The organism is Streptococcus parasanguinis (genome assembly GCF_001069785.1).
GTDB lineage: Bacteria > Bacillota > Bacilli > Lactobacillales > Streptococcaceae > Streptococcus > Streptococcus parasanguinis_T.
Genome location: NZ_JVSR01000079.1, coordinates 1 through 26,159, shown reverse-complemented (window position 1 = coordinate 26,159; position 26,159 = coordinate 1). Strand labels below are relative to the sequence as shown.

At 34.8% G+C, this 26,159-nt stretch carries 28 protein-coding genes and 1 pseudogene; 23 read left to right on the top strand and 6 right to left on the bottom strand.

All coding sequences use genetic code 11. From position 1 onward, the window contains the following. Positions 1–396, bottom strand: a pseudogene (locus tag ADG03_RS06990) (IS3 family transposase); the annotation flags it as partial. Positions 397–587: 191 nt separating this feature from the next. Between ADG03_RS06990 and ADG03_RS06985 the strand changes: the two are divergent. The 6 genes from ADG03_RS06985 (at position 588) to ADG03_RS06960 (ending at position 6,973) form a co-directional block, all read left to right on the top strand. Beyond that, on the top strand, positions 588–776 hold the full coding sequence (locus tag ADG03_RS06985) for a hypothetical protein (RefSeq protein WP_049472403.1): 189 nt from the start codon (positions 588–590) through the stop codon (positions 774–776). Positions 777–845: 69 nt separating this feature from the next. Further along, on the top strand, positions 846–3,572 hold the full coding sequence (lanM, locus tag ADG03_RS06980) for a type 2 lanthipeptide synthetase LanM (RefSeq protein WP_049472401.1): 2,727 nt from the start codon (positions 846–848) through the stop codon (positions 3,570–3,572). 17 nt (positions 3,573–3,589) lie between these two features. Then, positions 3,590–4,303 carry a flavodoxin family protein gene (locus tag ADG03_RS06975; RefSeq protein ID WP_049472399.1) on the top strand — a complete coding sequence of 238 codons (714 nt, stop codon included), beginning with the start codon at positions 3,590–3,592 and terminating at the stop codon, positions 4,301–4,303. Then, entirely contained in the window at positions 4,300–4,653 is a 354-nt protein-coding gene (locus ADG03_RS06970) for a hypothetical protein (protein WP_049472397.1), read from the top strand. The genes ADG03_RS06975 and ADG03_RS06970 overlap by 4 nt, the downstream gene beginning before the upstream one ends. Before the next feature lies 1 nt (position 4,654). Then, positions 4,655–6,250, top strand: a complete 1,596-nt coding sequence (locus tag ADG03_RS06965) for an ABC transporter transmembrane domain-containing protein (RefSeq protein ID WP_049472396.1) — start codon at positions 4,655–4,657, stop codon at positions 6,248–6,250. 363 nt (positions 6,251–6,613) lie between these two features. Then, positions 6,614–6,973: a hypothetical protein gene (locus ADG03_RS06960; RefSeq protein WP_042766363.1), complete on the top strand. Its 360-nt coding sequence runs from the start codon at positions 6,614–6,616 to the stop codon at positions 6,971–6,973. Positions 6,974–7,092: 119 nt separating this feature from the next. On the opposite strand, the gene ADG03_RS06955 is transcribed toward ADG03_RS06960, so the two are convergent. The 5 genes from ADG03_RS06955 to ADG03_RS06935 all read right to left on the bottom strand — a co-directional run bounded on the left by ADG03_RS06955 (position 7,093) and on the right by ADG03_RS06935 (position 11,252). Continuing rightward, the gene (locus ADG03_RS06955) at positions 7,093–7,737 is read right to left on the bottom strand and encodes a hypothetical protein (RefSeq protein ID WP_049472393.1); all 645 of its coding nucleotides are present in this window, start codon (positions 7,735–7,737) and stop codon (positions 7,093–7,095) included. A gap of 202 nt (positions 7,738–7,939) precedes the next feature. Next, positions 7,940–8,626, bottom strand: coding sequence for an XRE family transcriptional regulator (locus ADG03_RS06950; RefSeq protein WP_049472392.1), 687 nt, complete (start codon positions 8,624–8,626; stop codon positions 7,940–7,942). 8 nt (positions 8,627–8,634) lie between these two features. Beyond that, positions 8,635–9,495: an ImmA/IrrE family metallo-endopeptidase gene (locus ADG03_RS06945; RefSeq protein ID WP_049472390.1), complete on the bottom strand. Its 861-nt coding sequence runs from the start codon at positions 9,493–9,495 to the stop codon at positions 8,635–8,637. Positions 9,496–9,616: 121 nt separating this feature from the next. After that, positions 9,617–10,936 carry a hypothetical protein gene (locus tag ADG03_RS06940; RefSeq protein ID WP_049472389.1) on the bottom strand — a complete coding sequence of 440 codons (1,320 nt, stop codon included), beginning with the start codon at positions 10,934–10,936 and terminating at the stop codon, positions 9,617–9,619. Continuing rightward, entirely contained in the window at positions 10,926–11,252 is a 327-nt protein-coding gene (locus ADG03_RS06935; RefSeq protein WP_049472405.1) for a helix-turn-helix domain-containing protein, read from the bottom strand. The genes ADG03_RS06940 and ADG03_RS06935 overlap by 11 nt, the downstream gene beginning before the upstream one ends. A 652-nt stretch (positions 11,253–11,904) precedes the next feature. On the opposite strand from ADG03_RS06935, the gene ADG03_RS06930 reads away from it, so the two are divergent. The 17 genes from ADG03_RS06930 to ADG03_RS06850 all read left to right on the top strand — a co-directional run bounded on the left by ADG03_RS06930 (position 11,905) and on the right by ADG03_RS06850 (position 26,022). Continuing rightward, a complete protein-coding gene (locus ADG03_RS06930; protein WP_000490640.1) occupies positions 11,905–12,087 on the top strand; it encodes a hypothetical protein in 183 nt (60 codons plus the stop codon). A 34-nt stretch (positions 12,088–12,121) separates the two neighbouring features. Continuing rightward, positions 12,122–12,418, top strand: coding sequence for a hypothetical protein (locus tag ADG03_RS06925; RefSeq protein WP_049472387.1), 297 nt, complete (start codon positions 12,122–12,124; stop codon positions 12,416–12,418). A 21-nt stretch (positions 12,419–12,439) separates the two neighbouring features. Further along, positions 12,440–12,901, top strand: coding sequence for a hypothetical protein (locus tag ADG03_RS06920; protein WP_049472385.1), 462 nt, complete (start codon positions 12,440–12,442; stop codon positions 12,899–12,901). Between the two features lie 13 nt (positions 12,902–12,914). Further along, positions 12,915–14,558 carry an FtsK/SpoIIIE domain-containing protein gene (locus tag ADG03_RS06915; RefSeq protein ID WP_049472383.1) on the top strand — a complete coding sequence of 548 codons (1,644 nt, stop codon included), beginning with the start codon at positions 12,915–12,917 and terminating at the stop codon, positions 14,556–14,558. A 206-nt stretch (positions 14,559–14,764) separates the two neighbouring features. After that, entirely contained in the window at positions 14,765–15,997 is a 1,233-nt protein-coding gene (locus ADG03_RS06910) for a replication initiation factor domain-containing protein (protein ID WP_049472382.1), read from the top strand. Between the two features lie 14 nt (positions 15,998–16,011). After that, positions 16,012–16,245 carry a hypothetical protein gene (locus ADG03_RS06905; protein ID WP_049472381.1) on the top strand — a complete coding sequence of 78 codons (234 nt, stop codon included), beginning with the start codon at positions 16,012–16,014 and terminating at the stop codon, positions 16,243–16,245. 1 nt (position 16,246) lies between these two features. Next, entirely contained in the window at positions 16,247–16,804 is a 558-nt protein-coding gene (locus ADG03_RS06900) for a hypothetical protein (RefSeq protein ID WP_049472379.1), read from the top strand. Between the two features lie 11 nt (positions 16,805–16,815). Beyond that, positions 16,816–17,811, top strand: coding sequence for a conjugal transfer protein (locus ADG03_RS06895; protein ID WP_049472377.1), 996 nt, complete (start codon positions 16,816–16,818; stop codon positions 17,809–17,811). 9 nt (positions 17,812–17,820) lie between these two features. Then, positions 17,821–18,045, top strand: coding sequence for a TcpD family membrane protein (locus ADG03_RS06890; protein ID WP_003005585.1), 225 nt, complete (start codon positions 17,821–17,823; stop codon positions 18,043–18,045). A 2-nt stretch (positions 18,046–18,047) separates the two neighbouring features. After that, positions 18,048–18,458 (top strand): conjugal transfer protein, encoded by a 411-nt coding sequence (locus ADG03_RS06885; protein ID WP_049472376.1) that lies wholly within the window; start codon positions 18,048–18,050, stop codon positions 18,456–18,458. Between the two features lie 13 nt (positions 18,459–18,471). Then, positions 18,472–20,976 (top strand): ATP-binding protein, encoded by a 2,505-nt coding sequence (locus ADG03_RS06880; protein ID WP_049472374.1) that lies wholly within the window; start codon positions 18,472–18,474, stop codon positions 20,974–20,976. An 11-nt stretch (positions 20,977–20,987) separates the two neighbouring features. Then, the gene (locus ADG03_RS06875) at positions 20,988–22,871 is read left to right on the top strand and encodes an MFS transporter (RefSeq protein WP_049472373.1); all 1,884 of its coding nucleotides are present in this window, start codon (positions 20,988–20,990) and stop codon (positions 22,869–22,871) included. 1 nt (position 22,872) lies between these two features. Next, a complete protein-coding gene (locus ADG03_RS06870; protein ID WP_009731701.1) occupies positions 22,873–23,097 on the top strand; it encodes a hypothetical protein in 225 nt (74 codons plus the stop codon). 16 nt (positions 23,098–23,113) lie between these two features. Beyond that, positions 23,114–24,226, top strand: coding sequence for a CHAP domain-containing protein (locus ADG03_RS06865; protein WP_049472371.1), 1,113 nt, complete (start codon positions 23,114–23,116; stop codon positions 24,224–24,226). Between the two features lie 16 nt (positions 24,227–24,242). Then, positions 24,243–24,491 (top strand): DUF3173 family protein, encoded by a 249-nt coding sequence (locus ADG03_RS06860; RefSeq protein ID WP_003005186.1) that lies wholly within the window; start codon positions 24,243–24,245, stop codon positions 24,489–24,491. 1 nt (position 24,492) lies between these two features. Further along, complete coding sequence (locus tag ADG03_RS06855; RefSeq protein ID WP_049472369.1) at positions 24,493–25,644, top strand: site-specific integrase; 1,152 nt, start codon at positions 24,493–24,495, stop codon at positions 25,642–25,644. Positions 25,645–25,722: 78 nt separating this feature from the next. After that, positions 25,723–26,022 carry a YbaB/EbfC family nucleoid-associated protein gene (locus tag ADG03_RS06850; protein WP_003005613.1) on the top strand — a complete coding sequence of 100 codons (300 nt, stop codon included), beginning with the start codon at positions 25,723–25,725 and terminating at the stop codon, positions 26,020–26,022. Positions 26,023–26,159: the final 137 nt, after the last annotated feature.

Here is a 26,159-nt window from a genome sequence, read left to right as displayed (position 1 = left end):
TCCTTTTAGTTTTACCTTAATTCGTTTGTTGTTGTAGTAATCAATATAGTCGACAATGGCTTGTTCCAAGTGCTCAAGTGACTGAAACGTATTCTCATAACCATAAAACATTTCAGACTTAAGAATGCCAAAGAAAGATTCCATCATACCGTTATCTGGGCTATTTCCCTGACGTGACATAGATGGTTGGATTCCCTTATTCTTTAAAAAATGATGATAGAAATCGTGTTGGTATTGCCATCCTTGGTCACTATGGAGAATTGTATTTTCATAATGGTTCGCTGTAAAGGCTTGTTCTAGCATAGCTTTCATTTGTACTAAGTTCGGCGAAGTAGAAAGATTGTAGGAGATAATTTCGCTGTTAAAGCCATCTAAAACTGGTGATAAATAAAGCTTGAATGAAAGGTATAATAAAAAAACTTGTTATGGAAATCGTTTTTGGTTGAAACCGAGAATAACATCGGAATTATAAGGAGATATACTAAATTTTTTAAAAATTAGCAATGATTGCGCCTTCATTTGATAAGGCGTATAATAAAATTGTATCTAGTATACAAAGTGGAGAGTAGCAAGATTGGAGGCAAATTATGAATGGATATCAAGTTGATACAGCAAATTTAGCTGAGCTATCAAGAATTGGTAATAGTAATCAAAGAATTGGGGATGTTGAACCACAAGCTACTATTACAACAATTCCTCTTACACTTATTTTAACAGCGCACCTATGTGCTCCTGTTACCATAATTACTGTAACTTTCAAAAAGCGTTGTTTCTAAGTAAATTATAATTTAATTAAAGTAGTGCTACTCTCCATTTTTTATATTAAAGCATAGATAGGGGTTATTATGAGAGAATATGAGATAGTTGATAAGAGTTCATTATTGGAAGCAATTTACAGTATTTTTGACTTGGATTATCACGAATCAAAACTTATTGAAATATGTAATAAAGTTGGAACGGTAGAGTTGTATTCTCGTTTAAAAAAACAGCTAGACGATAGTATTTTTTATTTAATTTCAAATGCTTTAGCTGAAGAATACCAATTTTACAAGAAAAATCATATCTTACATGGTGACAACTATGTTGATAGAACGGAAGATTTTTTATCAAAGTTAAGTGAATATAGTGGTATATCTTCTTTCCTTGAGAAGTATCCTATTCTAAAAGATAAAATTAATATAAAAATAAATAATTTTTTTAGTTATTCTATCGAAATTATAACTAATTTAGAAAAAGATAAACAGGCAATAAGTGAAGTAACTGAAATTGAAGATTTTACTATTAGTTCAATTTCTGATACAGAAGGAGACACTCATAATGGTGCTTCAGTCCGAATTGTCGAGTTATTAAATGGTGAGAAAGTAGTCTACAAACCTCGTTCTTTAGCCACAGATAATATGCTACACTCTGTGATAAATTTCCTAAAGGAAGTAGATAGTAGTTTAAAATTTTATATTCCATGGAGTATTAGCTTTGATGATCATTCATGGCAGGAATTTATTGAAGATAGTCCATTAAACAGTTGGGAATCAGTTTCAGAATTTTATTATCTGTCTGGTATCTATTTGTCTGTATTTTTATTATTTGGCACTTGTGATTTACATTACGAGAATATCCATGTGAAAAATCAATCACCAGTATTTATTGACTTAGAAGTTCTTGGATTGGGAGAGGCTTCAGAAGGTTTTCCTATATTTAAATTTGATTTACCGCAAACAAGTGTTTTAAACAGCTATCTCTTACCTATACCTTCTAATAAAGATATAATGTTATTTAATGCAAGTGGTTTATTTCCAGATACAAAAAATTCAAAAACAACCATAATCAATGAGTTAGAAATCTCTGAAGTAAATGAATGGAAATTTGTTCAAAGAGAAATCAGAGCAACTCATTTGATTGAAAAACTATCCTACAATGGAAAGAAGGTTTTACCGGAACAAGTCGAAAAAGAAATAAAAGCGGGTTTTACAACAGGTCTTGATATTATTCTTAAAAATAAAGATATAATTAGGTCTATATTGAATGATGGCTTTAAGCAAGTTATAAAAATTCGACAAGTATTGCGACCAACGGTTGTTTATAGTAAATTTTTGGAAGTGTCTAATTCTTATAAATACTTGACTTCATCTGATGCTAGAGATAATTTATTTAATGTTTTACTAGAAAACTTCAAGCCAGGTAATTTAGGATATTTTAGGGTACAGGATGAGATAGGGCAATTAAAGAATGATGATGTACCTTGTTTCTATATGTATTCTAACTCAAAGAATCTTTATAATAATAACGACATTATTATCGAAGATTATTACTCAAAAGACTATCAAAGTGCTTTGTTTGAGAGATTGGACTTGCTAGATTATCCAGACCTTGAAAAACAAATTAGGTATATTGAGTTATCTCTTGCAGCCTATTATCCCCTAACTGATTTTTTTCATCCAATTAATGAGAGTGGAAAAAGAGAGAGAAAAATTGAGGAAATCACGAATGAGTTCATTGATTATATTTCTGATGTAAGTGTTGAATATGCACCAGATAGATTAGAGCTTTATACACTTCAAGTCAATTCATTAAATGGTGAAGAGAAAATGTTTATTGAAGGTATAGAATCTGGCTTATATAATTCTGGAGGAATAGTGCTTACTCTGATTAATTTAGATAATAGTAAGTCTCAAGAAACTGCAAAAAAATTGTATGACACAATAAAAGAAAAAGCTTTATCATATTTAAGAAATCCGCAAAATGAGATAAATATAGGAGTTTTTACAGGTTTGGGAGGATTGGTTTATCTTACATATCAATTCTATAATAAGACAAGAAGTCAAGAATATCTTAATACTTTAATGGAACTACAGTCTCTAATTAAGAAAAAATATGAGCAAATAAAAGTAGATAAATTTAATGATTTTATTAATGGTGAAGTTGGTTTACTAACTCTCCTATCTAATATCTATCAAAAGGAAAGTGACTTGGTAGATTCAGAACTCATGGATACTCTATATGAGATAGTAAAAGAGTCGTTTTTAGAAACAAATGATCTTTCTTATTCTCATGGAATAATAGGAGAAGGCATTTCATTGTTATCATTATACAAAATACATCCTTCAGTGCATATTTTAAACAGAATAGAAGAGATTCTTAAATCAGTAAAAGCTAATATTGATTTACTAAAGGAAAGTAATTCATGGTGTAGAGGTATGATGGGTTACTATTTATTTCTCTATAGAATTGCTGAAGAAAATTTCGCCTTTTCAGAAAACTGTAAATTGGAACTTGGCCGATTAACTATTGACGATGTGAAGAACTTATTAAGTTTAAATAGTATTTCATTATGTCATGGTAACGTTGGAAATATTTTGATATTAAATAGAATTTGTAATTTGTTCAATAAAAACGTGAGAGATTATTGTATGGATGTTGTATCGAACTCTATCTCAGATCCCTTCTTGATTAAATGGACAAGGGGCTCAAGTCATTATCTGGAATCCTTTATGTTGGGAATGTCTGGTAGTATTTATGCAATGGAATTAATTCGTAAAGGTGGTGGACCATTAATACATTTGATGGAAGTATAGTAGCAAAGGAGAGGGAAATGAAAGTATTCGTTTGTACTGGAGCGATTGGACATGATTTTTCAACAACAAATTTTGTTGTTGAAGAGTTCATAAAAGGATTAATAAAACATGGTAATGAAGATGTGACTGTGTTTTATGCAAATTTATTGAATTATCATATTGAATTTTGCGATGGGTCTATACAGCCTTTTATAACCGGGAAAACTCAGTCAAGTGATGATATGGTTTTTTTAGAAAAAGAAATGTTATCGTCAGATTTGATTGTTATAGCTTCGCCGGTTTATGCAAATACTGTCTCAGGGTCTATTAAGACATTTATAGACAGGATTGCTCACTGGACACATCTTTTTAGATTGTGTGGTAAGTATGGAGCGTTATTTTCAATTTCTAGTAATAGTGGAGCAGAAGATACGTTAAACTATTTAAACGATATCATGGGAACTATGGGACTATCAATTGTTTGCAAAGAAAGTTTTATCACGAATACTTATACAAAGGAAGCTATAAAAAATATTTTAGATGTTCAATCTGCACTTGTAATTAAAAAAATTGAATCAGGAACTCTGGAATTCAGCCACGATCAAGAATATAATTTTAAAAAATACCAAAAACTGTATAGTAATGGTAAAGGCTATGCAAATGAATTGGACTATTGGAAAAGTAATAAAATGTTTGAGGTTGAGAGTCTATCTCAATTAGCAAAAACTTATAGTGGTGGTGTGATATTATGAATGACGATGACTGGTTGATGCGCCAATTTAAAGGTGTTTCTAATATGATTGGAACTATCTTGAATTTAAAAGTTAGTCAACTTGATTTAGGTATTGTAGAGGATGAGGAGGGAAATTTAATTAAAGGAGAAATATATTTAGAAAATCTTTTAAAATCTGAAAGATTTTTAGAAGTCAATTCTTTCATAAAATCTAAAATGAAGGTACTAAATTTCCACGAGTATACAATACTGATTGATTACTATATTGGATATTTATCAAGTTTAGATAGTGAGATTTTTAAAAAAAACCAACTAGATCCAAAGAAGATAAAAGAAATAGAAGCTAATCTAAAGCAATTTGAGTGGTAATATGAAGACAGTCTTATTTAAAACAAAAAAAATGCTTTTAATTTTATTATCTATATTGATAATTCTAGAGTCGCTCTTAGCAATTCCCTTACCATATATATCTAAATTTCTAATTGATGATGTAATTGGTAAAGGAAACTATGAAAAAACTGAGCTAGTTTTTATTGTTTTTTTGATATTTTTATTCCTTCAATTTACATCAAGCAACTTTTTGACTAGAGTAACTGCTAAAATAGAAGTAGACTTAATAAAATTTATTAGACAAAAAATTATAATATCTATTCTAAGCAAAAGATTCATATCTGATGATGATAAAAGTAGAGCGCAAGAGATAATTTTGAATGATATAGAAACATATGTTTCAAATATACTCACCATATTTTATGCCCTTCTATCAAATCTATTAAAAATCATAGGATGTGTAACTATTATTCTACAGATTAACTTCTGGTTAGGTGTGGTGTGTCTTGTTTTTGTACCAGTGTATGTTTTTTGGACAATTTTTATTAGTAATAAATTAAAAAACCTTACTTATATAGCAAAAAATAATCGAGATAATCTAATTCATACTACTGTGAATATATTATACAACCATCTAACGGTAAAAATATATAATTTATTTCAATTGGTATATACATCATTTAAACTAGTTGTAAATGAGAATGCAACTACTCTTAAACGTATTAAAATATACTCTAATATTGTGTCTATTATATCTAATTTGATAATTACATCAGCAACGTTTTTACCCATCTTTATTGGTATTAATTTAGTTAAAAATAATATTTTGACAGTTGGTGATTTAATTGCTTTTAATGCTTATATAGGGATGTTATTTTCTCCTATAACAGCTATTATCTCGACAATAACTACTATAAAATTGAATTCGGTTTATCATACACGAATTACTGAGTTTTTATCTGGCGATGGATATATTAATACTAGTTTTTCAACAAAATCTACAATTAATACGTTGATTATGAAAAATGTGAATCTATTTGTTGATGATCAAAAAATAGTAGAATCAATTAATTTAGAATTAAAATCTGGAGATATCATACAGGTTAAAGGAGATAACGGAAGTGGAAAATCGTTATTTCTAAAGTCTATGATTAATCTAAATGAATTTTCGGGTGATATTATTTTCAATGGTATTGATATAAAGGAAAAAACGATAGAACAACTAAGTAATGAAATTGTTTATGTCTCTAATGAACTTGGATTTGTTGGAGGAAAACTAATTGAAAATATACCTGAAACTGAAGAGATCAAGCATATCTTTGAAATTGTTAATTTGTCATCAAGATTAAAGAAAATTGAAAATTTATTTGATTTTGCCATGGAGAATATTGTTAATGAATTTAGTTCAGGAGAATTACAAAAATTAAAAATTGCCCGAGCTCTGAACAAAAAACCTAAAGTTTTACTATTAGATGAAATGTTTTCTCATATTAGTAAAAACGATTCAAGCATGATACTTGAAAATATTTCAAGCTATTTACCTGATGCTATTATCATTTTAGTAGAACATCATTATGCTTCAGAAATTGTTACTCAAGTTTATAAAATAAATCAAAGAAAAATCGTGAAAGTGTAAAGGAAAATCGCATCAAGTTCATCATTATGTGACGAATAAAAGTGGCTTTTTCTACAAGAAAATAGACTCCATAATTCCTACGGTAGTTTTACTCACTACAGAAATTATAGAGCCTTTTTATATTACTTGTTAAATGGTTGTAATTGGGATTTTCTTAAGTTGAACTTGTAAAATAGAAGTGTACACATTTTTAATCTATAGTCGTAGAGATTTAGTAAAACTATAGGCAAATATAGATCTTTTTCTGTAATTTACTAATGTCTGTTATAATGGACATTATTTAAAATTTCCATTATAACAGACATTGATACAGTTTTGTAACATTATTTTGGTATAGTAATATTATAAAAGGAGGCGAGAAATATGAGAAAATTTGTTAGCATATTATTGTTGTCATTATCAATAATTACGCTAATTGCTTGCACTAAAAATAAGCAACAATCTCTGGATGGCGAATACTATTGGATATCAAGTGAAAGAAATGAATTGGCATTTACTATAAAAGGGAATAGAGGTTCAATAAAACACGGAGAAGCTGATAGTTTTACAATTGATCAAGAAAGTAACACCTTCCTTTTATCAGGAGAAGGTAGAGCTGATTCAACAGTAAAATATAAAGTTAAGGATGGCACCATTACAGTCGATATATCTGGAATAGAACATGAATATTACCAAAAAGGCAGTAAAGCATATAATAAAGCACTTCAACAATATAATAAGTAGAAATAGAGCGATGAAGTTTTGATTTCTTATTTATATTAGGTTATAAGAAAACACCCCAAAAGAAAGAGGGAAATCTAACTTTTGGGGTGTTGTCAATTTTAAGAGCGTTGAATATGTCTTTATTTTGTGAGTGAGACACGGAAATCATTGTATTTGCTGTAATCAAAATCTTCATTGAGACCTGTTACAAATACAATTGGTGTATAATGGCCCTCTTCTAAAATAAAACCGGCTTTTACCTTGGCATTGGCTCCCCCAAGTCCCGCAATACCAGGAAGGAGTGCCTCAAAAGCCCCTGGTTCATCCGTATCCCAGTAATAGATATTACCAGAAGCTTGAACAGCTTTTGCTCTAGTCGTTGCTGTACGAATTGGGTTCACATCTGCTTGATAAAAGTTTGCTGTCGTAGTGACCGTTCCGTCCGCAGCCACTGTCATTTGGACATCTTTCGCAATTTCAGTTGTACCTGTCCAAGTCCCTACCAGCTCTGCAGGAACCATTTGAGATGAATCTGTAGCTTTGTCACCACTTGTTGTATTAGACGCTGTGGTTGTTTTACTTGATTGTGTTGTTTCTTCTGAACTAGATTCAGTTGCTTTTGTATTTTTCTTTTTAGAAGACTGATTTGTTTTATTCTGACTAGATTTCATAGAAGTCTGTGTTTCTTTTACAGAAGAACTGTTCTCCTCTTTTTTAGAACCACAAGCTACTAGTAGAGTTGCAGAAGTCAAGCCTAAAAGTGCTAAACTTGTCCATTTTTTCATAATTATGATACCTCACCTAAATTTATATTAGCTATTATATTACAATGTTACAGAATGTCAAGCGTTTTTGAAATATTTTTGTAACACTTGTAATTTGTCTAAATATTTAAGGATTTGGCGCATAGGGTTACAAAGTAAAAGATTTCTATATTCTTTATTACATAGTCATCAGAAATAGAAAATCAACGTAAAAAAACTACTGTTAGAGTTTCATTGGTACAAAATTACCAACAATAATTCCTACAATTCTAGGATCTTCATCATAAGAAAGAAAAATATCTTTATAGTTTGGATTGATAGAAACCAGCCTTAAGCCATGCTCCTCTCGATAAACTCGTTTAATATAAGTCTGGCTATTGCAGATTACGGCATAAACTGCTCCATCATAATCAAATCCTGTCTCACGAATGAGAGCCACAGAGCCATTTTGATATTTGGGCTCCATTGAGTCGCCAGAAATCCATGAGGCGAAATCGTGGGCTAGCTCTTCATTAAAATAGACGGTATCATAGTTTTGATCGTTATAAACTGATGAACCGATACCAGCAGACATTTTTTCATAAACATGATATTCGTATAGTTTTTCTGATATCGAAATAACTTTCTTACATTGTTCTTTTTGAACTAGACTTCTAACATAACTAAGTGCTTGATCTTTTCCTTCATCTGATAAAGCATTGTATATCCTGACGATTTCTATCTCCGTAAAATAGCCTTTTGGAGCATTTAGAATCTGCTCCAAAAGCTTTACTTTTTCTCTAGATGGTTGTTTTACTCCACGCTCCCATGCTGAATAAGCTTGATAACTAATACCTAAACGATCCGCAATATCTTTTTGAGTCATTTTTAGCTCTTTTCTACGAGCTTTTAGTTTTTCTGGTTGATACATCGTTTTCCTCACATTAATAGTAATTTCAATTCAGCTTTTTGTTTTGCCTCTTTGTCTGTTAGCTTATTTTTATCCCAAACATAAGCTATAGATTTTCCTCTATCATAAATGAGCCATACTTTTAAATTTTTTCGGCAAGTCTTTATTGTTTTCCAATTCTTTTGATCTAGAAGTTCTGGATACTCTTGACTGGTTACGAAGCCTCTTTTGTTCAAAGATCGCTCTATCTTATTGATTAGAGAAGTCTGGTAGTTGTTAAACTCCTTTATAATCTGTTCTTTGATACTGTGAAACAAAAGGAGGAGTGTAGCATTTTGTCCTTCTATATATTCCTCAATAGCTTGCTTAATGAAGCCTTCTTTCCCAGGATAATATTCTCGTAAAAGATCTAAGAGGCGAAAAAACAGTGCCTGTTTTGAAACATCCAGACTATTTTGAATATGTTGAAAGGTGTTGCAACCATAATAAATCTTTGACAACAAAACAATGTCCGGCATTAATACTACAGCAGAGAAAATATTCGCTTCTCGCTCTAGTAGGTTCTCCTGATTATCAATAGATTCAGCAAAATAAGTGCCTTCATGCTTAAGTATGAAATGCCCTAGTTCATGACACAGAGTAAAATTCTGCTTTACAATTGGATTATCCTTTTCATAAGAAAAACTAATACCTAAGTCATCGATAACGGTTAATCCTTCAATCTTGTGATTTGAGAAGTGGTGACTGGTTACCTTGATTATATGTTTATCTATGCAGTGTTGGAAGAAATATTTAAAATGATAGTTTAATATGGATATGGACTTATCCTGCATAAACTTATATAGTACTTGTTTTGTCTTGTTACTTACTTTTATATATAACGGATCCAAGCAATACTACCTCCTTTATATCTGAACTAAACTTTTTTGGTTTAGTTTTCTTTTTTCAAAAAAGTGGATTAAAGTCCACTTTATCTACTTTTAGCATATAAAATCGTTAGATTATATTTGTTTATTTTATACCTCTGTATACCAATGATGATATTTTATTTATAACAGAATTCATCCTACCTTTTAATACATCGATTAAACTATGTTTTCTAACTTTCTTAAATATAGCATTTATTATTTGTAAAGCTAAATAACTAATAAATATAACAAACACTCTATCCAAACCTATAAAAATAATACCAGTGAATGAATTTTTACAAACTCTATTTGTAGGAATTGAAATTTTGTTAAATAGATCTAGAAATATTGTATTATCTCCAAACATTGAGATAATGGAATATAGAATCATTGAAGATGATCCTATAATTAATTTTAATATATATATATTTCTATCAACAATATCCTCATTATCTTTGGTATCATGTACCCCATTTAACGGATTTACTTTATCCTCAGATATTCTCCAAATATCTTTTGAAATAATTAAAGAAATAAGAGCCAGAGACAGAGTGACCAACACCCAATTGTCCTTTTTGATTATCCCTAAAAAAAATGTTAAAGTCAAACAAAGTGCCAAAAATGTAATATTTGCTCCGGTGACACTAAAGAATGAAATAAAAAGATTAATAATATAGTACAAATCTATAAAAAGAGTTAATAATAAAATAATTATACTATCAATATATGAGTACTCTGCCCTAGGTATAATATTCACAATTATAAATTGAGTAGAAAAAAACAATAAAGCTATGAGTGCTGTTTTTCTTCTATAATTTGAAGTATATTTATATATATTCAAACTGTCAAAAAAACTAATTTTTTTTAGCTTATATTCATTTTCTAAAAGTAACTTTTTTTTAAAATAAAAGAATAGAGCCCCTAAGAAAATGTAGATACATAATCCATAAAAAAATTTTAGTCCGAATCTTTCACTATTAAACAGATTGTCCTTATATATACAATATCTATATCCTATCATAAATAAAGGTAGTAAAAAAACAAAAAAATGTAAATTGATTAGTTTATTATCGTTACTTTTTGATAACTTTTTATCAAAAATATAAATATTATTTAGATATAATTTATCGTTCTTTCTATCATAAAAAAACTCTAATAATATTTTTTGGCTATCATAAAAACGAGTAATTTCTTGTTTGTCTATTATTTGCTTATATTTTCTGAGAATCTTTTCATCCTGAAATATATTTTTTTCGGCTTCTTTATTAAGCTTTACTTTCTCAGTCTTTAACTTAAATTGTTCTATTAAACGAACTAATCTAACCTCTATTTGTATGATTTTTTTTCTTGTATTCTCATCCAAAGCTAAAAACGTGTTATTATAACTAAATCCACGTTTAATAGTAAGTTTTTTATTTTTCATTAAATAATTTTTTCCTCTCTTCCATAAATTCAATTAACTCCTTTTTGAAAATTTTCTTTTCTTCCGCAGTTAAACCTTTTGAATTCATTCGAAAAAGAACTTCTACGTTATCTAATTCTTCATCATTGCCGGCAAGATAATCCATCGTAACTCCAAAGAAATTCGCAAACTTCTCTAAAGTTTCAGATGATGGTTTTCTTTTACCACTTTCCCATTGCTGATAATTAGGTTGTTTAATTCCAAATTCTTCCGCAATTTCTTTTTGTGTTAATCCTTTTTGTAAACGTAGTTCTTTTAATCGTTCTGGAAATCCCATTTCTAATTCCTCAAAAATTTTTAAAATATTTTGCAATAACCTCTTGACAATATACTCAACCGAGTATATAATATAAATATATTCGAAAGAGTATATTTCTTCTAAAAATAATAACCTTATTTTAGAAGGTTTTGATCATTGACAATTAAATAAAAAGTGCGTCTGACAACCAGAGGACTGACTATCAAACTACACTAAACTTCGTACCTTTATTGTAAATGTTTTGATACTAAAAGTCAAGTCCGTTTTATGGTTGAAGTGAAGATAGAAAACATTTATTTGTGGGCTTCCACGCATTTCGGACTTTCGCACTTTTCCGAATAGTAAAGTGAACTGGCTTCGCCAAAGGGCGTAAGAGAATCCCTTGGGTATGATCAAGACTACCTAAAGAGATTGGCTGGGAAAGCGATGGTAATTGACGCAAAGCACCTTGCTAAACGTTGCCACCGTGGAAAGAGGGATCTTTCCAACCAAATAACTTTTCTTTACTGCTGTCTATCATTATTGATAGACCTACTCTCAAGCTACTAAGTTCTTTCCTTTTTTCACTTAGTAGCTTTTTTACTTATTACAATAAAGGAGAAAAATATGACAAACTTTTTTCGCACTACAATGTAAACGACTCTACGATAACTATGAATTTACGTATGGTATGTTTAGCGAATCTGATAAACTACAGGCTAAACTCTATGCTCAAGCTCAAATTGATTTAGACCATCTCGCAGATGATGCTCGTAGAAATGGCTATGCTCATGGGGATATTCAGTTCTATAGTCGTATGTTTAAACGCAAACTTTTTACACACTATTACTCAAGAGTGAAGCAACTGGCTTAACTCTTTTTATTTTACACTCAGAAAGGAAAATCTTATGATCTCAGAAACACTTAAAATGAAACCAGAATTTATTGGCCCTGCTTACTACGAACGTTTGGGAAATGCTCCTAAATTTATTTTTGGAAAAGAAGGAAAATACCAACGTCACATTCTAAACAGTGCAGAGCACGGTGCCTTTCATGTCATTACACCAGCCTCTACAACGGTCTTTCCAGAAGATGCTCTAGTAGAAGCAGTTAACCCAATCTTTTTCCCAGACACTGCGCTAAATGGCAATAATGTTGCACCTTATCTCAATGTCTTTGCGGAAAAATTGGTACTTAAAAAATAAGAATTTAAAGGAGAAAATTACATGGCTAAAATTGGATTAAACTACGGAGAAAAACTACAAATTGCTGACAAGACTTATCGTGTCATTACAGATGGACTAGATGTCCCAGCTGTCCTTGGAAAACTGTCTTTCCGAGGCATTGAAGGTCCTGATATCATCTTTGAAGTGGATCGCTCACAACGTAATCCTGATGGATCATTTGTCCAAGTCAATACAGGTGAGATCCGTGGAATTGTCGTAGGGATTCACTCTTCTGTCCAGCACGAAACCCTCTTTTTCACGATCGCAGACATGTCAGATTCTGAAATTGAAGACCTAGGTATTAAATACCGAGAAGAGGTTGAACTAGAAGATATTGTTATCACGCATACCCACGTCAATCGTAATGATATCTATAAGCTCTTTGCTTCTAAAATCAAGAAAAAAACTGGAGGCACACCAACTAAAGAAAACAAACCGGTAGAAAATAAGAAGGAAAACTAGGGGGTGATGCAGGATGAAACTCTTTACCTATCGGGGAAAAAGAGTTCGAGTTTTTCATCGTAAACTAAAGGGAATCACATGGTTTATCTGGTGGTTTCCTTTTTTGTTGGCTATTAGTTATTACAGCTACTTACATCTAGAAGAATTAAAAGTCCATCCCTTACCTCAAGGATATTTTCTAGGAGCTGGGCTTCTCTTTTCTTTGCTTCTCTCTTGGTTTATTAATCGTGTTTGCTACAGGAAGATGCTCTTTTTTCAAAAGCTCAATAGCCTTCGAATTCTTTCTCGCTTTTTGCTAGAGAATAACCTCTATCTAGTTAAAAAGGTCAGACGTGAAAACAAGATCATTGAAAAAATCACCTTACCTCAAGTGTATATCAAACAGTCTCGCTACAAGATTGAAGTGAGTTTCATTCTAGAAGGTAATAAATTTCAAGATCGCTTCCTCAACCTTGGAGCTACGCTTGAAGTCATGTTTAATGGAGATTTTCGAAATAAAACCTTTGATAACCGCTTTATCAAATATGAAATTGCTATTAACCGAATTGATAGCCGAATCACCATAGATGAAGTAAAGGTCAAAGGATCCAAACTCCAGCTCATGAAAGATGTATCTTGGGATTATATCGAAGAACCTCATCTTCTCATTGGTGGTGGAACAGGTGGAGGAAAAACCGTTGTTCTCATGACTATTATCTACGCTCTAGCTAAAATTGGCTTTGTCGATATCTGTGATCCAAAGAATTCGGACCTGGCTGGATTAAGGAAAATTCCAGTCTTTCATGGCCGAGTCTACACAAGTAAGGAAGATATCATCAACTGTTTTAAAGACAATGTAGAGTTCATGGAAAAACGCTATGAATTGATGTCTACTTCGCCAAAATTCATTCTGGTGGATGAGTGGGCAGCTCTTATGGCAAAGATTGATCGTGACTATAGCCAACAGTCAGAACTCATGGAATATCTCTCACAGTTAGTTCTAGAAGGTCGTCAAGCTGGAGTCTTTATCATCTTTGCTATGCAACGGCCCGATGGAGAATTTATCAAAACGGCTCTTCGGGATAACTTTATGAAGCGTCTCTCTGTCGGTCATTTAGAATCAACAGGATATGACATGATGTTTGGAGATGCCAATAAAACCAAAGAGTTCAAAAAGCTGGATGAAATCAATGGAGTCAAGGTCAAAGGACGGGGCTATATCGCAAACAACGGCGAGCTGGCCGGTGAGTTTTTCTCTCCTTATGTACCGCTTGATCAAGGATTTTCCTTCTATGATGCCTACTCTAAAATTCCCATTATGGAGTTTGAAGGAGGAGAGTTCTCAGTATTTGAAGAATACAAACCATCAGTTGAAGCAGTTGATCCTATAGAGGAAGAGGAGTCTATAGAAAACGAACCAAACAAGCGACCACTCAAGGAATTTGCGGATGAGCACGATTTAAAAATGCAAACTCTTCGAAAAATCATCCCTTATATGGAAGAATACGGGATCTCATTTGAACGGACCGACTCCGCCATTCTCATTGAACCTTTCCAAGAAAAGTTACTTCTTGAAACAATTACTCGATTTGAGGAGGATGGACGGAAGTCCTATCCAAAAGCTATTGAAGCGATTGTCAGTCATCATGGGCTAGGACAAGGGCAAGGGCAAGCCTGACCGCAGGTCAGGCGAAGACCGAAGCCCGCCGTTCCTGGCTCATGATGACAACGAACCCCCGTTTTCTAATAGGGGGGTTACATTTGGCAAAAACGCCAAGTCCACCCCTCCTCATTCCTTATGGGAGTTGGGTTTTCAATTATTATGAAGTGTGTCACTTTCGTCAAAAAAGTGTGTCACTTTGTTAGAAAGAGGTGTTGCGATGAATGGACAAAATTAGTCCTTTTCATATTAAGAATTTCAGAAAACAAACAGGACTTAGTCAAAAAGCATTTGCACAAGCAGTTGATCTTCCGACTAGAACCTACCGCTCTTATGAAACAGGCGAAAGAGGACTGACGATTGATAAGTTTAGAGAACTTAAAGAAAGACTCGGTTACTATCAAGAGTGCGATAAAAACAGTCTTCGGGCTCAGATCGACTATCTACGATTGACCTTTCCTAGATTAAAGGATCTAGATGCTTTCTGTGAAAACTTCCTTCATTGTCACCTAAGTGAATTTACAGACCAAGAAACCCGTCTCATGAACTATACCCACTTATGGCAACGAGGAAACATCTGGATTTTTGATTTCTTTGATAAGTCTGTGACCAATGATTACCAAACTTGTCTTCAACTATCCGGTCAAGGATGCCGTGAGCTAGAATTGCTACTAGAAGACAAGGGGATCACCTGGCAGATCTTTCTTCAAAACATTCTTTATTCCTATGAAGACGTTCGGGTGAAGCGACTCGATATCGCTCTAGATGAACTCTATAAGGGTTATGGTCACGAGGACGAACAAATTCAAATTCCCAAATTGATTGATAAACTCTATTCCAAAGAGATTGTTCTAGACACGATCAAGAAATGGAATATCACGGGTGGAGGATCATTCACAGATAATGAAGACATGGAGGCTAATCACGGCTTGTCCATTTATTTTGGGAGCCGTCAAAGCCAACTCTACTTTAACTTTTATGAAAAGCGCTATGAAATAGCTCGAATGGAAAACATCTCCTTGGACGAATCCTTGGAGATTTTTGGTATCTGGAATCGCTATGAATTGCGGTTTTCAGATCAGAAAGCTCAAGGTATTGTGGAGGAATATATCAACGGTGTAGACCTCGGAGAAATTGCACGAGGCATCGTCAATAAAGAAATTCAAGTCTATGATGGTCTCACTCGATTTGGAGCCTATAAACCCGATGAAAAATGGCAACAGCTCTTTGGAGGAGTCGAACCCTTGAAACTCTCAACCAACCCACAACCTTACAGTATTGAGCGAACGATTCGCTGGCTAACCTACCAAGTTGCTAACTCCCTTGCACTAGTCACTGAAGCAGATAAAATCCTGCAAACAGAATACATGAAAATGATTCAGAACAGCGGAGAGATCACTGATCGAGGAAAAGCCATGTTACGACTTCTCAAAGCCAATAAACACTATGAACACTAGAAAGGAAAAACTATATGGAATACAAAGTTCAAATCAATTCACTAGAAAACTTTAAAGCTTGGTCTGGTGGACTAATCACCTTGAACACTGTCCGAGAACGTGGTGGAGTAGATACCCTAACTGTCATTTGTGAAGATATCTTCTCTGGTGATACACCAACAGAAGGACAAATCAATGACTGGCTCTGGTTCGATTCAGATTTTATCTACCAAGCTTTAGGCTACGATGACCTGCTTGAGGCTTCTTAAGATGCTTAAGAAGATCTATCAGACGGACTTCTTCCTTTTGCCCGAACAAGAATTCTGGCATATGTACATTCTCTTACGAAAAGGCAAGGACTTCTACTATGAATGTGCTGGAAGATCTACCGAGAAGCTACCGGATGCGAAAGGTTTTTATGACTATGAACATGCCTGTTTTACGCTAGATGGTCAAGTGTTGAGCGTAAATAAAAAAATGCGCCCCTCACTCATTACTTATATCCAAAAGACCATCAAAGACAATCAAGAAACATTTAGAAAGGAAATTGAAATGGCTACTAAAACTATTTTTGAAAAGAAAGTCTCTCAAGTCACGAATGAACTGGGAGAATTACTTAAAAAGAAAGATCATAGAGAGGCTTGGACCAAGGCTGGAGAATTAAATAGTCTCCTTAAAAAAGAAGAAGCCAAAGACCTAAAACCTGACTTGATCGAACAACTCCATACTGAGTTACGAGGCTACTATTACATTAATGGCGAGATCGAAAAAGCCAATAAGCGACTCTATGCAAAGGGCTCAAAGCTCATTGAACTTGCTAGTCTCTAAAAGGAGGATCTATGGACAAAGCTAAACGCTATTTGCTTCAAGCAAAAGAATATCTCTCACACTTTAAAAAGGTGGAGAAAAAAGGAGGACCACCAAAACTAAAAGTCACCAATAAAAAGACCGTCAATATCGCAGTCATAGGAGGAATTGCTTTCCTCCTTTTTGTTGGTCTTTTGGGATCTCTTCGTGCTATCACACTCTCAAATAAGGTAGGAACACTACAAGCTCAAGTGGAGGCCACTAAAAAACAAAGGGCACAACCAATGGAATCTAGTAGAAAATACGACTATAAACTCCAGTACTACTTGAACGACTATGTCTACGCTTATTTCACCCTTCCACAAGAAGGAGATAAACAACAAGCTCAAGTGGACTATCTAAATAGCTTTTATAACTTCATTCCTGATGTGAAAGCCCAAGGTCAAGTTCGAAATCCTAGTGAGCTTCTCTATTCTCAGTTAGTGACTGTAGAAGGAAAAATCGCGACCTATAAGATCAAATACAAGGAAACTATCAGACGGGATAATAACACGGAAGAAAAAGAAATTGTGACAGGTTTCAATATCCCATTTGATGAAAAAGATGGGAAATACTACATTTCTGGTCTTCCTTGGTTCTCTGCTATTGAATCCTCACAAGCTGGACACTTTAGTGAAGATGATCAGCTTCAACTAACTGCTAATGACCATTTTTCAGATGCTCAGCGTAAGAAGGTTGAAAAGTTCCTCAAGGTCTTTTTCACCAACTATACTACTAACCAAGACAACCTCAATCTGATTGCTAAGGATGTGGATATTATAGCCAATACCACCTTCAAAACGATTGATTATACCTATCTAAAAAAAGATGGAAAAAATCTAATCGCTTATGTCCAGGCAACCTTTGAGGTCGGAGGAACCACCCACTCAGAAAACTTCACTTTTACCCTCTCAGAAAAAGAAAAGACCTACTATGTCACTAAACTAGAACACACCATTCCACTGAATTATGCAAATAATAAAGAATAGGAGAACTCTATGAATACAGACAATCTACGAACCTTCCTCCAGGGCGATGGTATTTGGATCCTAACAGCCATTGCCGTACTCTTAGCGATTAAGGCGTGGCGAAACAGCTCTTGGCTTCAACTCTTCTCTGTCGTTGGTTTCTATGCTGTTATTGTTTCAATTGCGAAAGGACAAGATATCCTAAAAGCAGTCGGCTGGTTCCTGCGACTCTTCGGTATTGAATCAGGACTCTAAGTATGAATGAAGAAAGACTTTATGATTACAGTAAGGGCCTAAATGCTCCTTATTGGATCCAAGAAATCAAGACAAAAAAGGGCACTCGACTATGGTACTTTGCGACACCCATGCAGTTGTCCTTTTTCATTGTCTTTATCATCGTCTTTGTGGTCATGTTACTCTTTGGAGGATTTATCTTTGTGCCACTCGCAAAAATCACTCACTCAATTTCTCTCTTGCTCTATTGGTATCTCCCTTACAAATTGGCCAAATTCTATACTGAATACGAGCCTCACGGTAAAAAGATGCACGTCTTTATTGGAGATTATCTGATTTATTTCTGGGACTTCAAGATCAATAAAAAAGCTATCTACCATGAAGATCGAATAGAGCCTGTAGAAGAAATTGTCTTTGAAAAAACAAATCTATAGAAAAGGAGGACCTATGAGTATTACTTTAACTTATCCTATTAGGGAAACACATGAAAATCTAGCTCTCAAAAAAGATCAAACAGTCGTTGCGTATTACCGTATTCCAAACACTCCCATCACGATTACAGATGATGAAAAAAAGGGCAAACACAAAATTACGGTTGCTCAAATGATGAAGAAGCTCCAGAAAAACAAGTTCTTTGAAATATCTCTGATCCCTAAAGACTATCTCTTAGAAGAGAAAATGCGGGACTTCTCAGATGCTCTAGCAGATGACAGTCGTGAATTAGGAGAAGAACTGCTTCTTTACACGGTGGATCGTCTAACAGATGAAATGGAGATTCCTTATCAGTTTGATTGGGTCGTAGGAGTGACTTTACGCAAACAAAATCATGGAGCTACCGTTAAAGACTTGGCCTATGAGAGCTTTAATGAGTTCACTGAAAAAATAGCCAAGGGTCTGGGCTATGAATATGAATTAAGTCCCACTTGGTATGAAGACTATAAAAGTGATGAATTCACTATTTTTCAAGCCTTCTCCGTCCTTCGGGCAAAACGGTTATCCAATGAAGAACTCTTTTATTACCAGCGGATGCAATACCTCCGCTATATCCCTCACTACAAGAAAGAGGTGCTAGCTAATCGTGCTCAGTTCAATATCACGGATACCTTGATCAAAGTTCTAAAAGGTGGCTTCCTCAAGCTAGAAAGCCCTTATGGATCTTCTTTTGTGACAATTCTTCCTGTAGGTAAATTTCCTGTTCAATTCAATGGTTTTCACTTGGGAGAATTTATCCAACGTTTGAACTTTCCCGTTGAGCTACGAATCAAAGCAGAATTCATTGATACTGGTAAAATCAAGGGTCAAATGGGACGTTCGAATACACGTTACAGAAACATTATGGAAGAGGCAGAAAATACCGATACTGTCCAACAAGACGAGATCATCATGGGTTCTATCTCCCTAAAAGACTTAATGAAGAAAGTTGGAAACAAGGAGGATATCATCGAATACGGAGCCTATCTGATTGTCTCTGCTTCTAGTGTGAACCAACTCCGTCAAAGACGACAAGTGGTTTTGAACTACTTTGATGATATGGGGGTTGAAATTAGTGAAGCCTCTCAAGACGGACCTTATCTCTTTCAAGCTCTACTCTATGGAGAAAACCTCCAAAAGAAAACTCGCACATGGACACATATGGTCACAGCTCGTGGCTTTTCAGAACTCATGCCCTTCACCAATACCTCTTCTGGAAATCGTATCGGTTGGTATATCGGCCGAGTAGACAACTGGACAGGCCGTTGGGACAATATTGCAAAAGCCATTGATTCCTCAAAGAACATCGTCCTCTACAATGCGACAGTGGGAAATAAGGAAGATATCGCTGGAAAGATTACCAAGAACCCGCATATCATCATTACGGGTGCAACAGGACAAGGAAAATCCTTTCTCGCCCAGATTATCTTTTTAAGTGTGGCTTTGCAGAATGTCAAAACACTTTATATTGACCCTAAACGTGAACTTAGAAATCACTATCAAGAAGTGATCAACTCACCTGAATTCGCACGCCTCTATCCTGAACGAAAGAGACAGATTGAGAACTTTAACTTTGTGACACTGGATAGCTCACTACCATCAAACCATGGAGTCTTAGATCCTATTGTCGTTCTAGATAAAGAACAGGCTGTAGAGGTCGCAAAAAACATGCTTGAGTTTCTACTACAAGCCGTAGATGATGTTACGATGGACCAGAAAACAGCGATCACAGAAGCTATTAATGCGATTGTAGAAAAACGGGTCGCTGGTGAGAGAGTCGGCTTTAAACATGTCCTAAAAGTGCTTAGAGACTCCGCTTCCTCTGAAATTGCTTCGGTTGGTCGTTATCTGACCTCAATTGTCACAAACTCTATCTTGGAACTAGCCTTTTCAGATGGGACTACTCAAGGGCTTAACTATGAATCACGAGTAACCATCCTAGAGGTTAATAATCTCAAATTACCAAAAGACGATTCCACAAAAATTTCAGATCATGAACGCAACTCTATTGCCCTCATGTTTGCGCTTGGTGCCTTCTGTACCCACTTTGGAGAACGAAATGAAAATGAAGATACCATTGAGTTCTTTGATGAAGCATGGATTCTTATGAAGTCCGCAGAAGGAAAAGCCGTTATCAAAAATATGCGTCGGATTGGACGCTCCAAAAATAATACCTTGGCACTGATTACTCAATCTGTACATGATGCAGAAAATGACGATGATACGACTGGATTCGGGACTATTTTTGCTTTTTATGAAAAGTCTGAACGAGAAGATATCCTAAAACATGTCAATCTAGAAGTCACTGAAAGTAATCTCGAATGGATTGACAATATGATCTCTGGTCAATGCCTGTACTATGACGTGTATGGCAATCTCAATATGATTTCCGTACACAACATCTTTGAAGATATTGATATGCTTCTAAAACCAATGAAAGCCACAGTATCATCAAGCCTTGAAAATAAATACGCTAGTTAGGAGGTGAATCTATGCAAGAAGCTTTTGACAAATTAAGGGGAGTCGATATCTTCTCTCTCAAGTCCTATATGGAGCCGACCGGATTCGCTTCCTTTAACGGTGCCTGGGTTCTGATTAATGAGCTTTTCGTCAACTTCTTCTTTTTCATTCTAAACGCAGTGGTGGGCTTCTTTTCTTTGCTGATTCGAATTCTTGAAAAAATTGATCTATACTCTAGCTATAAAAACTATGTGTTTAATGGAGCAATGAGTATCTGGAAAGGATTCATCGGTTCAAGTTCTGGTGGAGTCGCAAAACAATCACTCGTTTCAATGTTGCTTCTGATTCTAGCGTTTTATCTCTTTTATCAGTTTTTCTTTTCGAAAGGAGCTTTTTCAAGAACACTCCTTCATGTCTTTCTAGTTCTCATCCTTGGTTTTGGTTATTTTGGAACAATTGCTGGAACATCAGGTGGTCTATATCTACTTGATACTATCAACCATGTCTCTCAAGATGTCACTAAAAATATCACGAATATCAAGGTGGAGTATGGAAATAATAAATCCATTAAAATTGGTGATTCCATGGCAGATAGCTATATTGCAGAAACCTCTTATAAAGCCTATGTTTTTGTCAATACAGGTCAAGAAAACGGGAAATATAAGAATAGCCAAGATGGGAAACAAGAGACTTTTGACGATAGTAAGGTATTAGGAACAGGCGATAAGAATGGAAACTTTAAAGCGGTTAAATCGAAAGATCGTAATAAATATCTGGATGAACTAGGCAATGGAGCCAATGATGATGGTGAAAAGAACCGTTGGGTTTCAGCTATGCCTGACTTCATCTTTACTCGCATGTTTTATGTCATCTTCAAAATCTGTGAAGCCTTCGTATTAGCGATACCGGTTATTTTGATTCAGATGTTAAACGTCATCGCGCAAACACTCGTCTTGATGATGATCCTGCTCTTTCCGATTGTGCTATTGATGTCTTTTGTACCAAGAATGCAAGATCTGATTTTTGGAGTCTTGAAAGTCATGTTTGGTGGGCTGCTTTTTCCAGCTATCACGAGTCTATTGACTTTATTAGTCTTCTACATTGAAAAAATGATTGAAAATATCGTCATTACAGGTTTTGATAGTATCCTTAAAACTCTTCCATCCTTGATCATCTTCGGCCTTGTCTTTAAACTACTCATTTCAGTTGTATCAAAAGGACTTGTATACTTCCTTCTATGGAAATACAAAGCTGAACTGATTCAATTCATTCTTGGATCTAAAGCACGAATGGTTGCGAATGATATTGGAAACAAAGTTGAAAAAGGAGTCACAAAGACCAGAGAGGTGGCTTCACAAGTACCATCTAGAAGCCTTTCATCTGCTCAACACCTTGGAAACTTTGCCCTAGCAGGTGCTGGTTTTGGAGCTGGAATGATGATGAATGCCAAGAGTCACTTCCAAAATGTTGGTTCTTTCTTTACCAATAAGGAATCAGAGCACCAACCCGATGAAGTGCTCCCAACAGAAACACTTGAGACTCCAGTAACTCCAGATGCTCCTGAACCAAGCATTCCAAAAACAAAGACAACGCTAGAAGGGATTAAACCAGTTGAAGAAAAAACATCAACTCCTTCAATGGAATCCCCAATCACGGTAGAGCCAGCACCAAGTTCAAATGAAGAATTTCAAACTCTTAAAGAAGAATGGATTTCTCCATTTAAACAACTCCGTATTAATAGCATTGAGCATAAATTAGAGGAATATAAAGATCCTCAAGCAATGTACAAAGCCAAAGGATCGAATGCCTTCACTCGTGCTTATAGGAAAACCATGACACGAGATGATAAATTGAGAGCCAATATTGAACGAAGAGACCGATTAACAGAACGCTTAAAACAACTTAGAGGAGAATGATATGAATACCAAGATACGCTCGAGAACTGCTTTTCCAAGAGTTCTGGAAGAAACTCTTTATCAAGCCTACCAAGAAGGAAAACGCTCAGTCGATTTCCTTCTTTTGTTTCCAGTCTCAGAACAAGAAAGAGACCAAATCATCCTACAGGCTAAGTCCTATTCAGTCGTTTTAGATGCAAAATGGCGTTTTGGGACTGTTCTGTTCACTGCTTATATAAGACATTAACTAGAAAGGAGATTCGATGAAAAAACTAAAATGGTTTCTATTAGCTGGTCTTATTCCTCTCTTTCTACCAATCCTCATTATTATTATCCTTATGGGGGCTGTCGGAGGTGGTGGAACGAATGGCTCACCCCAATCCCAAAATGGAGTGACTTATGCGGATCACTGGTCAGATGGAGATCCCTATACTCACAACCTACTGGTTCATCGCTTCGGTATTACAGCAGAGCAATTAGACGGCTTTTTAGATACGTTAGGAATCTCCTATGATAAGAACCGAATTAATGGGAAAAAGCTTCTCGAATGGGAAGCTAAATCTAATCTTGATGTCCGTGGAATCGTTGCGATCGCACTGAATGAAAGCTCCCTTGGAACTGCTGGGGTAGCTACTAATCCTGGAGCCAATATGTTTGGTTTTGGGGCCTATGACTCCAATCCAGAATATGCCAATAACTTTAACGATGAGGTTGCGGTTGTTGGACTAACCCAACAAACCATCATTGGAAATAAGAACCAAACCTTCAAAATCCAAGATGACAAGGCTAAAAAGTTTGCGAATGGAACACTCAATCCAGCAACTGATGGTGGAGTCTATTTTACAGATACTACAGGATCGGGAAAAAGACGTGCAGAAACCATGAAAAAACTGGATGCCTTCATTGATGAACATGGAGGAACACCAAAAGCTCCTGAACAAACTACAGGAAAAACTAGAGATGGTGGAGGAGTCACTTCAAATGATATACCAGTAGGCTATAGTTTGACAACAGCTATTGATACCACAGGATATATTACTAGTACCTATCCTTGGGGACAATGTACCTGGTATGTCTTCAACCGTGGAAAACAAGTCGGAGTCAACTTTGATCCATTTATGGGAAATGGTGGACAATGGATGAATAAGCCAGGTTTCACAACAACCCATACACCAATAGAACACTCTGCTCTATCATTTAGCCCTGGACAAGCTGGAGCTGATCCAATATACGGACATGTTTCATTTGTGGAACAGGTCAAATCAGATGGTTCAATTCTCGTCTCAGAGTGTAATGTTAAAGGATTAGGGATCATTAGTTACCGTACTTTTGATGCAGAAACTGCCAAACAATTTACCTATGTAATAGGACATTAGAAAGGAATAGATATAGATGATTCAAGTTGTAGATAAAAATGATTTAATGGAATTGATTGGATATTCTGAAACACAAGCTAGTAAATTAATACGAAAGGCTAAAAGCCAGCTTGTACAAGAAGGATTTGAATGGTATAAGAACAAGCGTATTGGACGTGTACCGATTATTACAGTTGAATCCATTCTTGGTTTTCAAATACAATTAAAAAATGATATAATTGAGGGGAACCTTCAAAGCGCTGTCATGACTGAAGGAGAAAAATAGCATGGCGGTAATTAAACAGGACGATGGACTGTGGCTAGTTGATATTAGTGATGGTAAAAGTTCCTTAACTGGCAAACGTATACGACACCGCAAATCTAATTTTTTAACGAAAAAAGAAGCAGAGGAATATGAGGCTTATTACCGTATCCATAAGTTAAATCAGATACAGAATACAAAAAAACTCACCATTTCTTCTCTTTATGTAATGTTAAAAGAAGAAGATGAGCTTCGTGGAAATAAAAGAGGTACAATAGATACTCAGAACTCATACTATACTCAATATGTATCGCGATTCTTTGAAAATGCTGATATGTCTTCAGTTACCATTCAAGATGTAAAAAAATATCGAGATTGGTTAATTGAACATCCTAGTGTAAAAGGTGGCACACTTACAGCAACGCATGTTAACCAACAAATGATTTTTGTTCATAAGTTGTTTGATATTGCTATTTCGAAAGGATTTAGACAAGATAATCCATGTGATGCTATTCGGAAGCTTCCAGAAAAGCATAAAGAAATGTCTTATTATACTCCTGAACAATTCAAGAAGTTTGAATCTTATTTTGAAGAAAGTGAATATCCTTTTAAACTTCTGTATCGTGTACTCATGTTTACGGGAATTCGTATGGGGGAGGCGCTTGCCTTAACTTGGAGAGATGTTTTTCTTGACGAGGGATATATTAAAATCCGTAAGTCAGCCTATTATCGCAATGGAAAAACACATATTGGATCTGTAAAGACAACTCAATCAAATAGAGAAATCTACATCCATAAAGCTTTTGTGGATGAGTTGAAAACTTGGAAGTCAGTACAAAATCAGAGACTATCTAAGCTAACTGATTCAACAGATGATTTGCAGATTTTCCAATTTTCAGGGGAACCTATGACTGCTCCGAATGTCTCTAACTTTAGAGCGGCATTCAAAAAAAGATTGCCAGAAGATTTCAAATTGATCCGAAATCATGATTTTAGGCATTCGCATGTAGCTTTTTTGATAAATCAGGGATTGAGGAGAGGAGAAGGAAAGGATTATATCTTTTTCACACTGATGAAACGGCTAGGACATAGTTCTATCAATACAACAATAAATATCTACTCACATTTGTTCCCATCACAACAAAAAGAAGTCGCTAACGCATTTGACGATTTTTAGAAAAATGGGCAGAAGTGGGCAGTGAAAATTAAGCAATAGGGTCTAAACCCTTGATACGAAAGGAATCTAGAAAACATTATGATGAATATGCAAAATATGATGAAGCAAGCTCAAAAATTGCAAAAGCAAATGGAGCAAAGCCAAGCAGAATTAGCCGCAACTCAATTTGTAGGGAAATCTGCTCAAGACTTGGTTGTTGCAACCCTGACAGGCGATAAGAAGGTCGTTTCTATCGATTTCAACGCTGCAGTGGTTGACCCAGAAGATACAGAAACGCTTTCTGATATGACGGTGCAAGCCATCAATGCTGCCATTGAAGAAATTGATGCGGCAACTAAGAAAAAACTCGGTGCTTTCGCAGGGAAATTACCATTTTAAGCTAAGGAAGTTTTCATTAACTCAAAAGAGGCTCAGTTTTGAGCCTTTTTCAGATTGAAGACAAAGTCATATTAAAAACTTTCCTTGGGTGAGTACGGACGTTAGGTGAAATTATCCAGTGGATGATTTCAGCAATC

What these genes read in the sequence shown, in the direction of transcription:
- ADG03_RS06890 (WP_003005585.1), top strand. Translation starts at nt 17,821, where the DNA reads ATGAATACAGACAATCTACGAACCTTCCTCCAGGGCGATGGTATTTGG.
- ADG03_RS06875 (WP_049472373.1), top strand. Translation starts at nt 20,988, where the DNA reads ATGCAAGAAGCTTTTGACAAATTAAGGGGAGTCGATATCTTCTCTCTC.
- ADG03_RS06915 (WP_049472383.1), top strand. Translation starts at nt 12,915, where the DNA reads ATGAAACTCTTTACCTATCGGGGAAAAAGAGTTCGAGTTTTTCATCGT.
- ADG03_RS06895 (WP_049472377.1), top strand. Translation starts at nt 16,816, where the DNA reads ATGGACAAAGCTAAACGCTATTTGCTTCAAGCAAAAGAATATCTCTCA.
- lanM (WP_049472401.1), top strand. Translation starts at nt 846, where the DNA reads ATGAGAGAATATGAGATAGTTGATAAGAGTTCATTATTGGAAGCAATT.
- ADG03_RS06870 (WP_009731701.1), top strand. Translation starts at nt 22,873, where the DNA reads ATGAATACCAAGATACGCTCGAGAACTGCTTTTCCAAGAGTTCTGGAA.
- ADG03_RS06860 (WP_003005186.1), top strand. Translation starts at nt 24,243, where the DNA reads ATGATTCAAGTTGTAGATAAAAATGATTTAATGGAATTGATTGGATAT.
- ADG03_RS06930 (WP_000490640.1), top strand. Translation starts at nt 11,905, where the DNA reads ATGTTTAGCGAATCTGATAAACTACAGGCTAAACTCTATGCTCAAGCT.
- ADG03_RS06965 (WP_049472396.1), top strand. Translation starts at nt 4,655, where the DNA reads ATGAAGACAGTCTTATTTAAAACAAAAAAAATGCTTTTAATTTTATTA.
- ADG03_RS06850 (WP_003005613.1), top strand. Translation starts at nt 25,723, where the DNA reads ATGATGAATATGCAAAATATGATGAAGCAAGCTCAAAAATTGCAAAAG.
- ADG03_RS06925 (WP_049472387.1), top strand. Translation starts at nt 12,122, where the DNA reads ATGATCTCAGAAACACTTAAAATGAAACCAGAATTTATTGGCCCTGCT.
- ADG03_RS06940 (WP_049472389.1), bottom strand. Translation starts at nt 10,936, where the DNA reads ATGAAAAATAAAAAACTTACTATTAAACGTGGATTTAGTTATAATAAC.
- ADG03_RS06900 (WP_049472379.1), top strand. Translation starts at nt 16,247, where the DNA reads ATGCTTAAGAAGATCTATCAGACGGACTTCTTCCTTTTGCCCGAACAA.
- ADG03_RS06920 (WP_049472385.1), top strand. Translation starts at nt 12,440, where the DNA reads ATGGCTAAAATTGGATTAAACTACGGAGAAAAACTACAAATTGCTGAC.
- ADG03_RS06970 (WP_049472397.1), top strand. Translation starts at nt 4,300, where the DNA reads ATGAATGACGATGACTGGTTGATGCGCCAATTTAAAGGTGTTTCTAAT.
- ADG03_RS06880 (WP_049472374.1), top strand. Translation starts at nt 18,472, where the DNA reads ATGAGTATTACTTTAACTTATCCTATTAGGGAAACACATGAAAATCTA.
- ADG03_RS06975 (WP_049472399.1), top strand. Translation starts at nt 3,590, where the DNA reads ATGAAAGTATTCGTTTGTACTGGAGCGATTGGACATGATTTTTCAACA.
- ADG03_RS06855 (WP_049472369.1), top strand. Translation starts at nt 24,493, where the DNA reads ATGGCGGTAATTAAACAGGACGATGGACTGTGGCTAGTTGATATTAGT.
- ADG03_RS06950 (WP_049472392.1), bottom strand. Translation starts at nt 8,626, where the DNA reads ATGTATCAACCAGAAAAACTAAAAGCTCGTAGAAAAGAGCTAAAAATG.
- ADG03_RS06960 (WP_042766363.1), top strand. Translation starts at nt 6,614, where the DNA reads ATGAGAAAATTTGTTAGCATATTATTGTTGTCATTATCAATAATTACG.
- ADG03_RS06935 (WP_049472405.1), bottom strand. Translation starts at nt 11,252, where the DNA reads ATGGGATTTCCAGAACGATTAAAAGAACTACGTTTACAAAAAGGATTA.
- ADG03_RS06905 (WP_049472381.1), top strand. Translation starts at nt 16,012, where the DNA reads ATGGAATACAAAGTTCAAATCAATTCACTAGAAAACTTTAAAGCTTGG.
- ADG03_RS06865 (WP_049472371.1), top strand. Translation starts at nt 23,114, where the DNA reads ATGAAAAAACTAAAATGGTTTCTATTAGCTGGTCTTATTCCTCTCTTT.
- ADG03_RS06910 (WP_049472382.1), top strand. Translation starts at nt 14,765, where the DNA reads ATGGACAAAATTAGTCCTTTTCATATTAAGAATTTCAGAAAACAAACA.
- ADG03_RS06955 (WP_049472393.1), bottom strand. Translation starts at nt 7,737, where the DNA reads ATGAAAAAATGGACAAGTTTAGCACTTTTAGGCTTGACTTCTGCAACT.
- ADG03_RS06885 (WP_049472376.1), top strand. Translation starts at nt 18,048, where the DNA reads ATGAATGAAGAAAGACTTTATGATTACAGTAAGGGCCTAAATGCTCCT.
- ADG03_RS06985 (WP_049472403.1), top strand. Translation starts at nt 588, where the DNA reads ATGAATGGATATCAAGTTGATACAGCAAATTTAGCTGAGCTATCAAGA.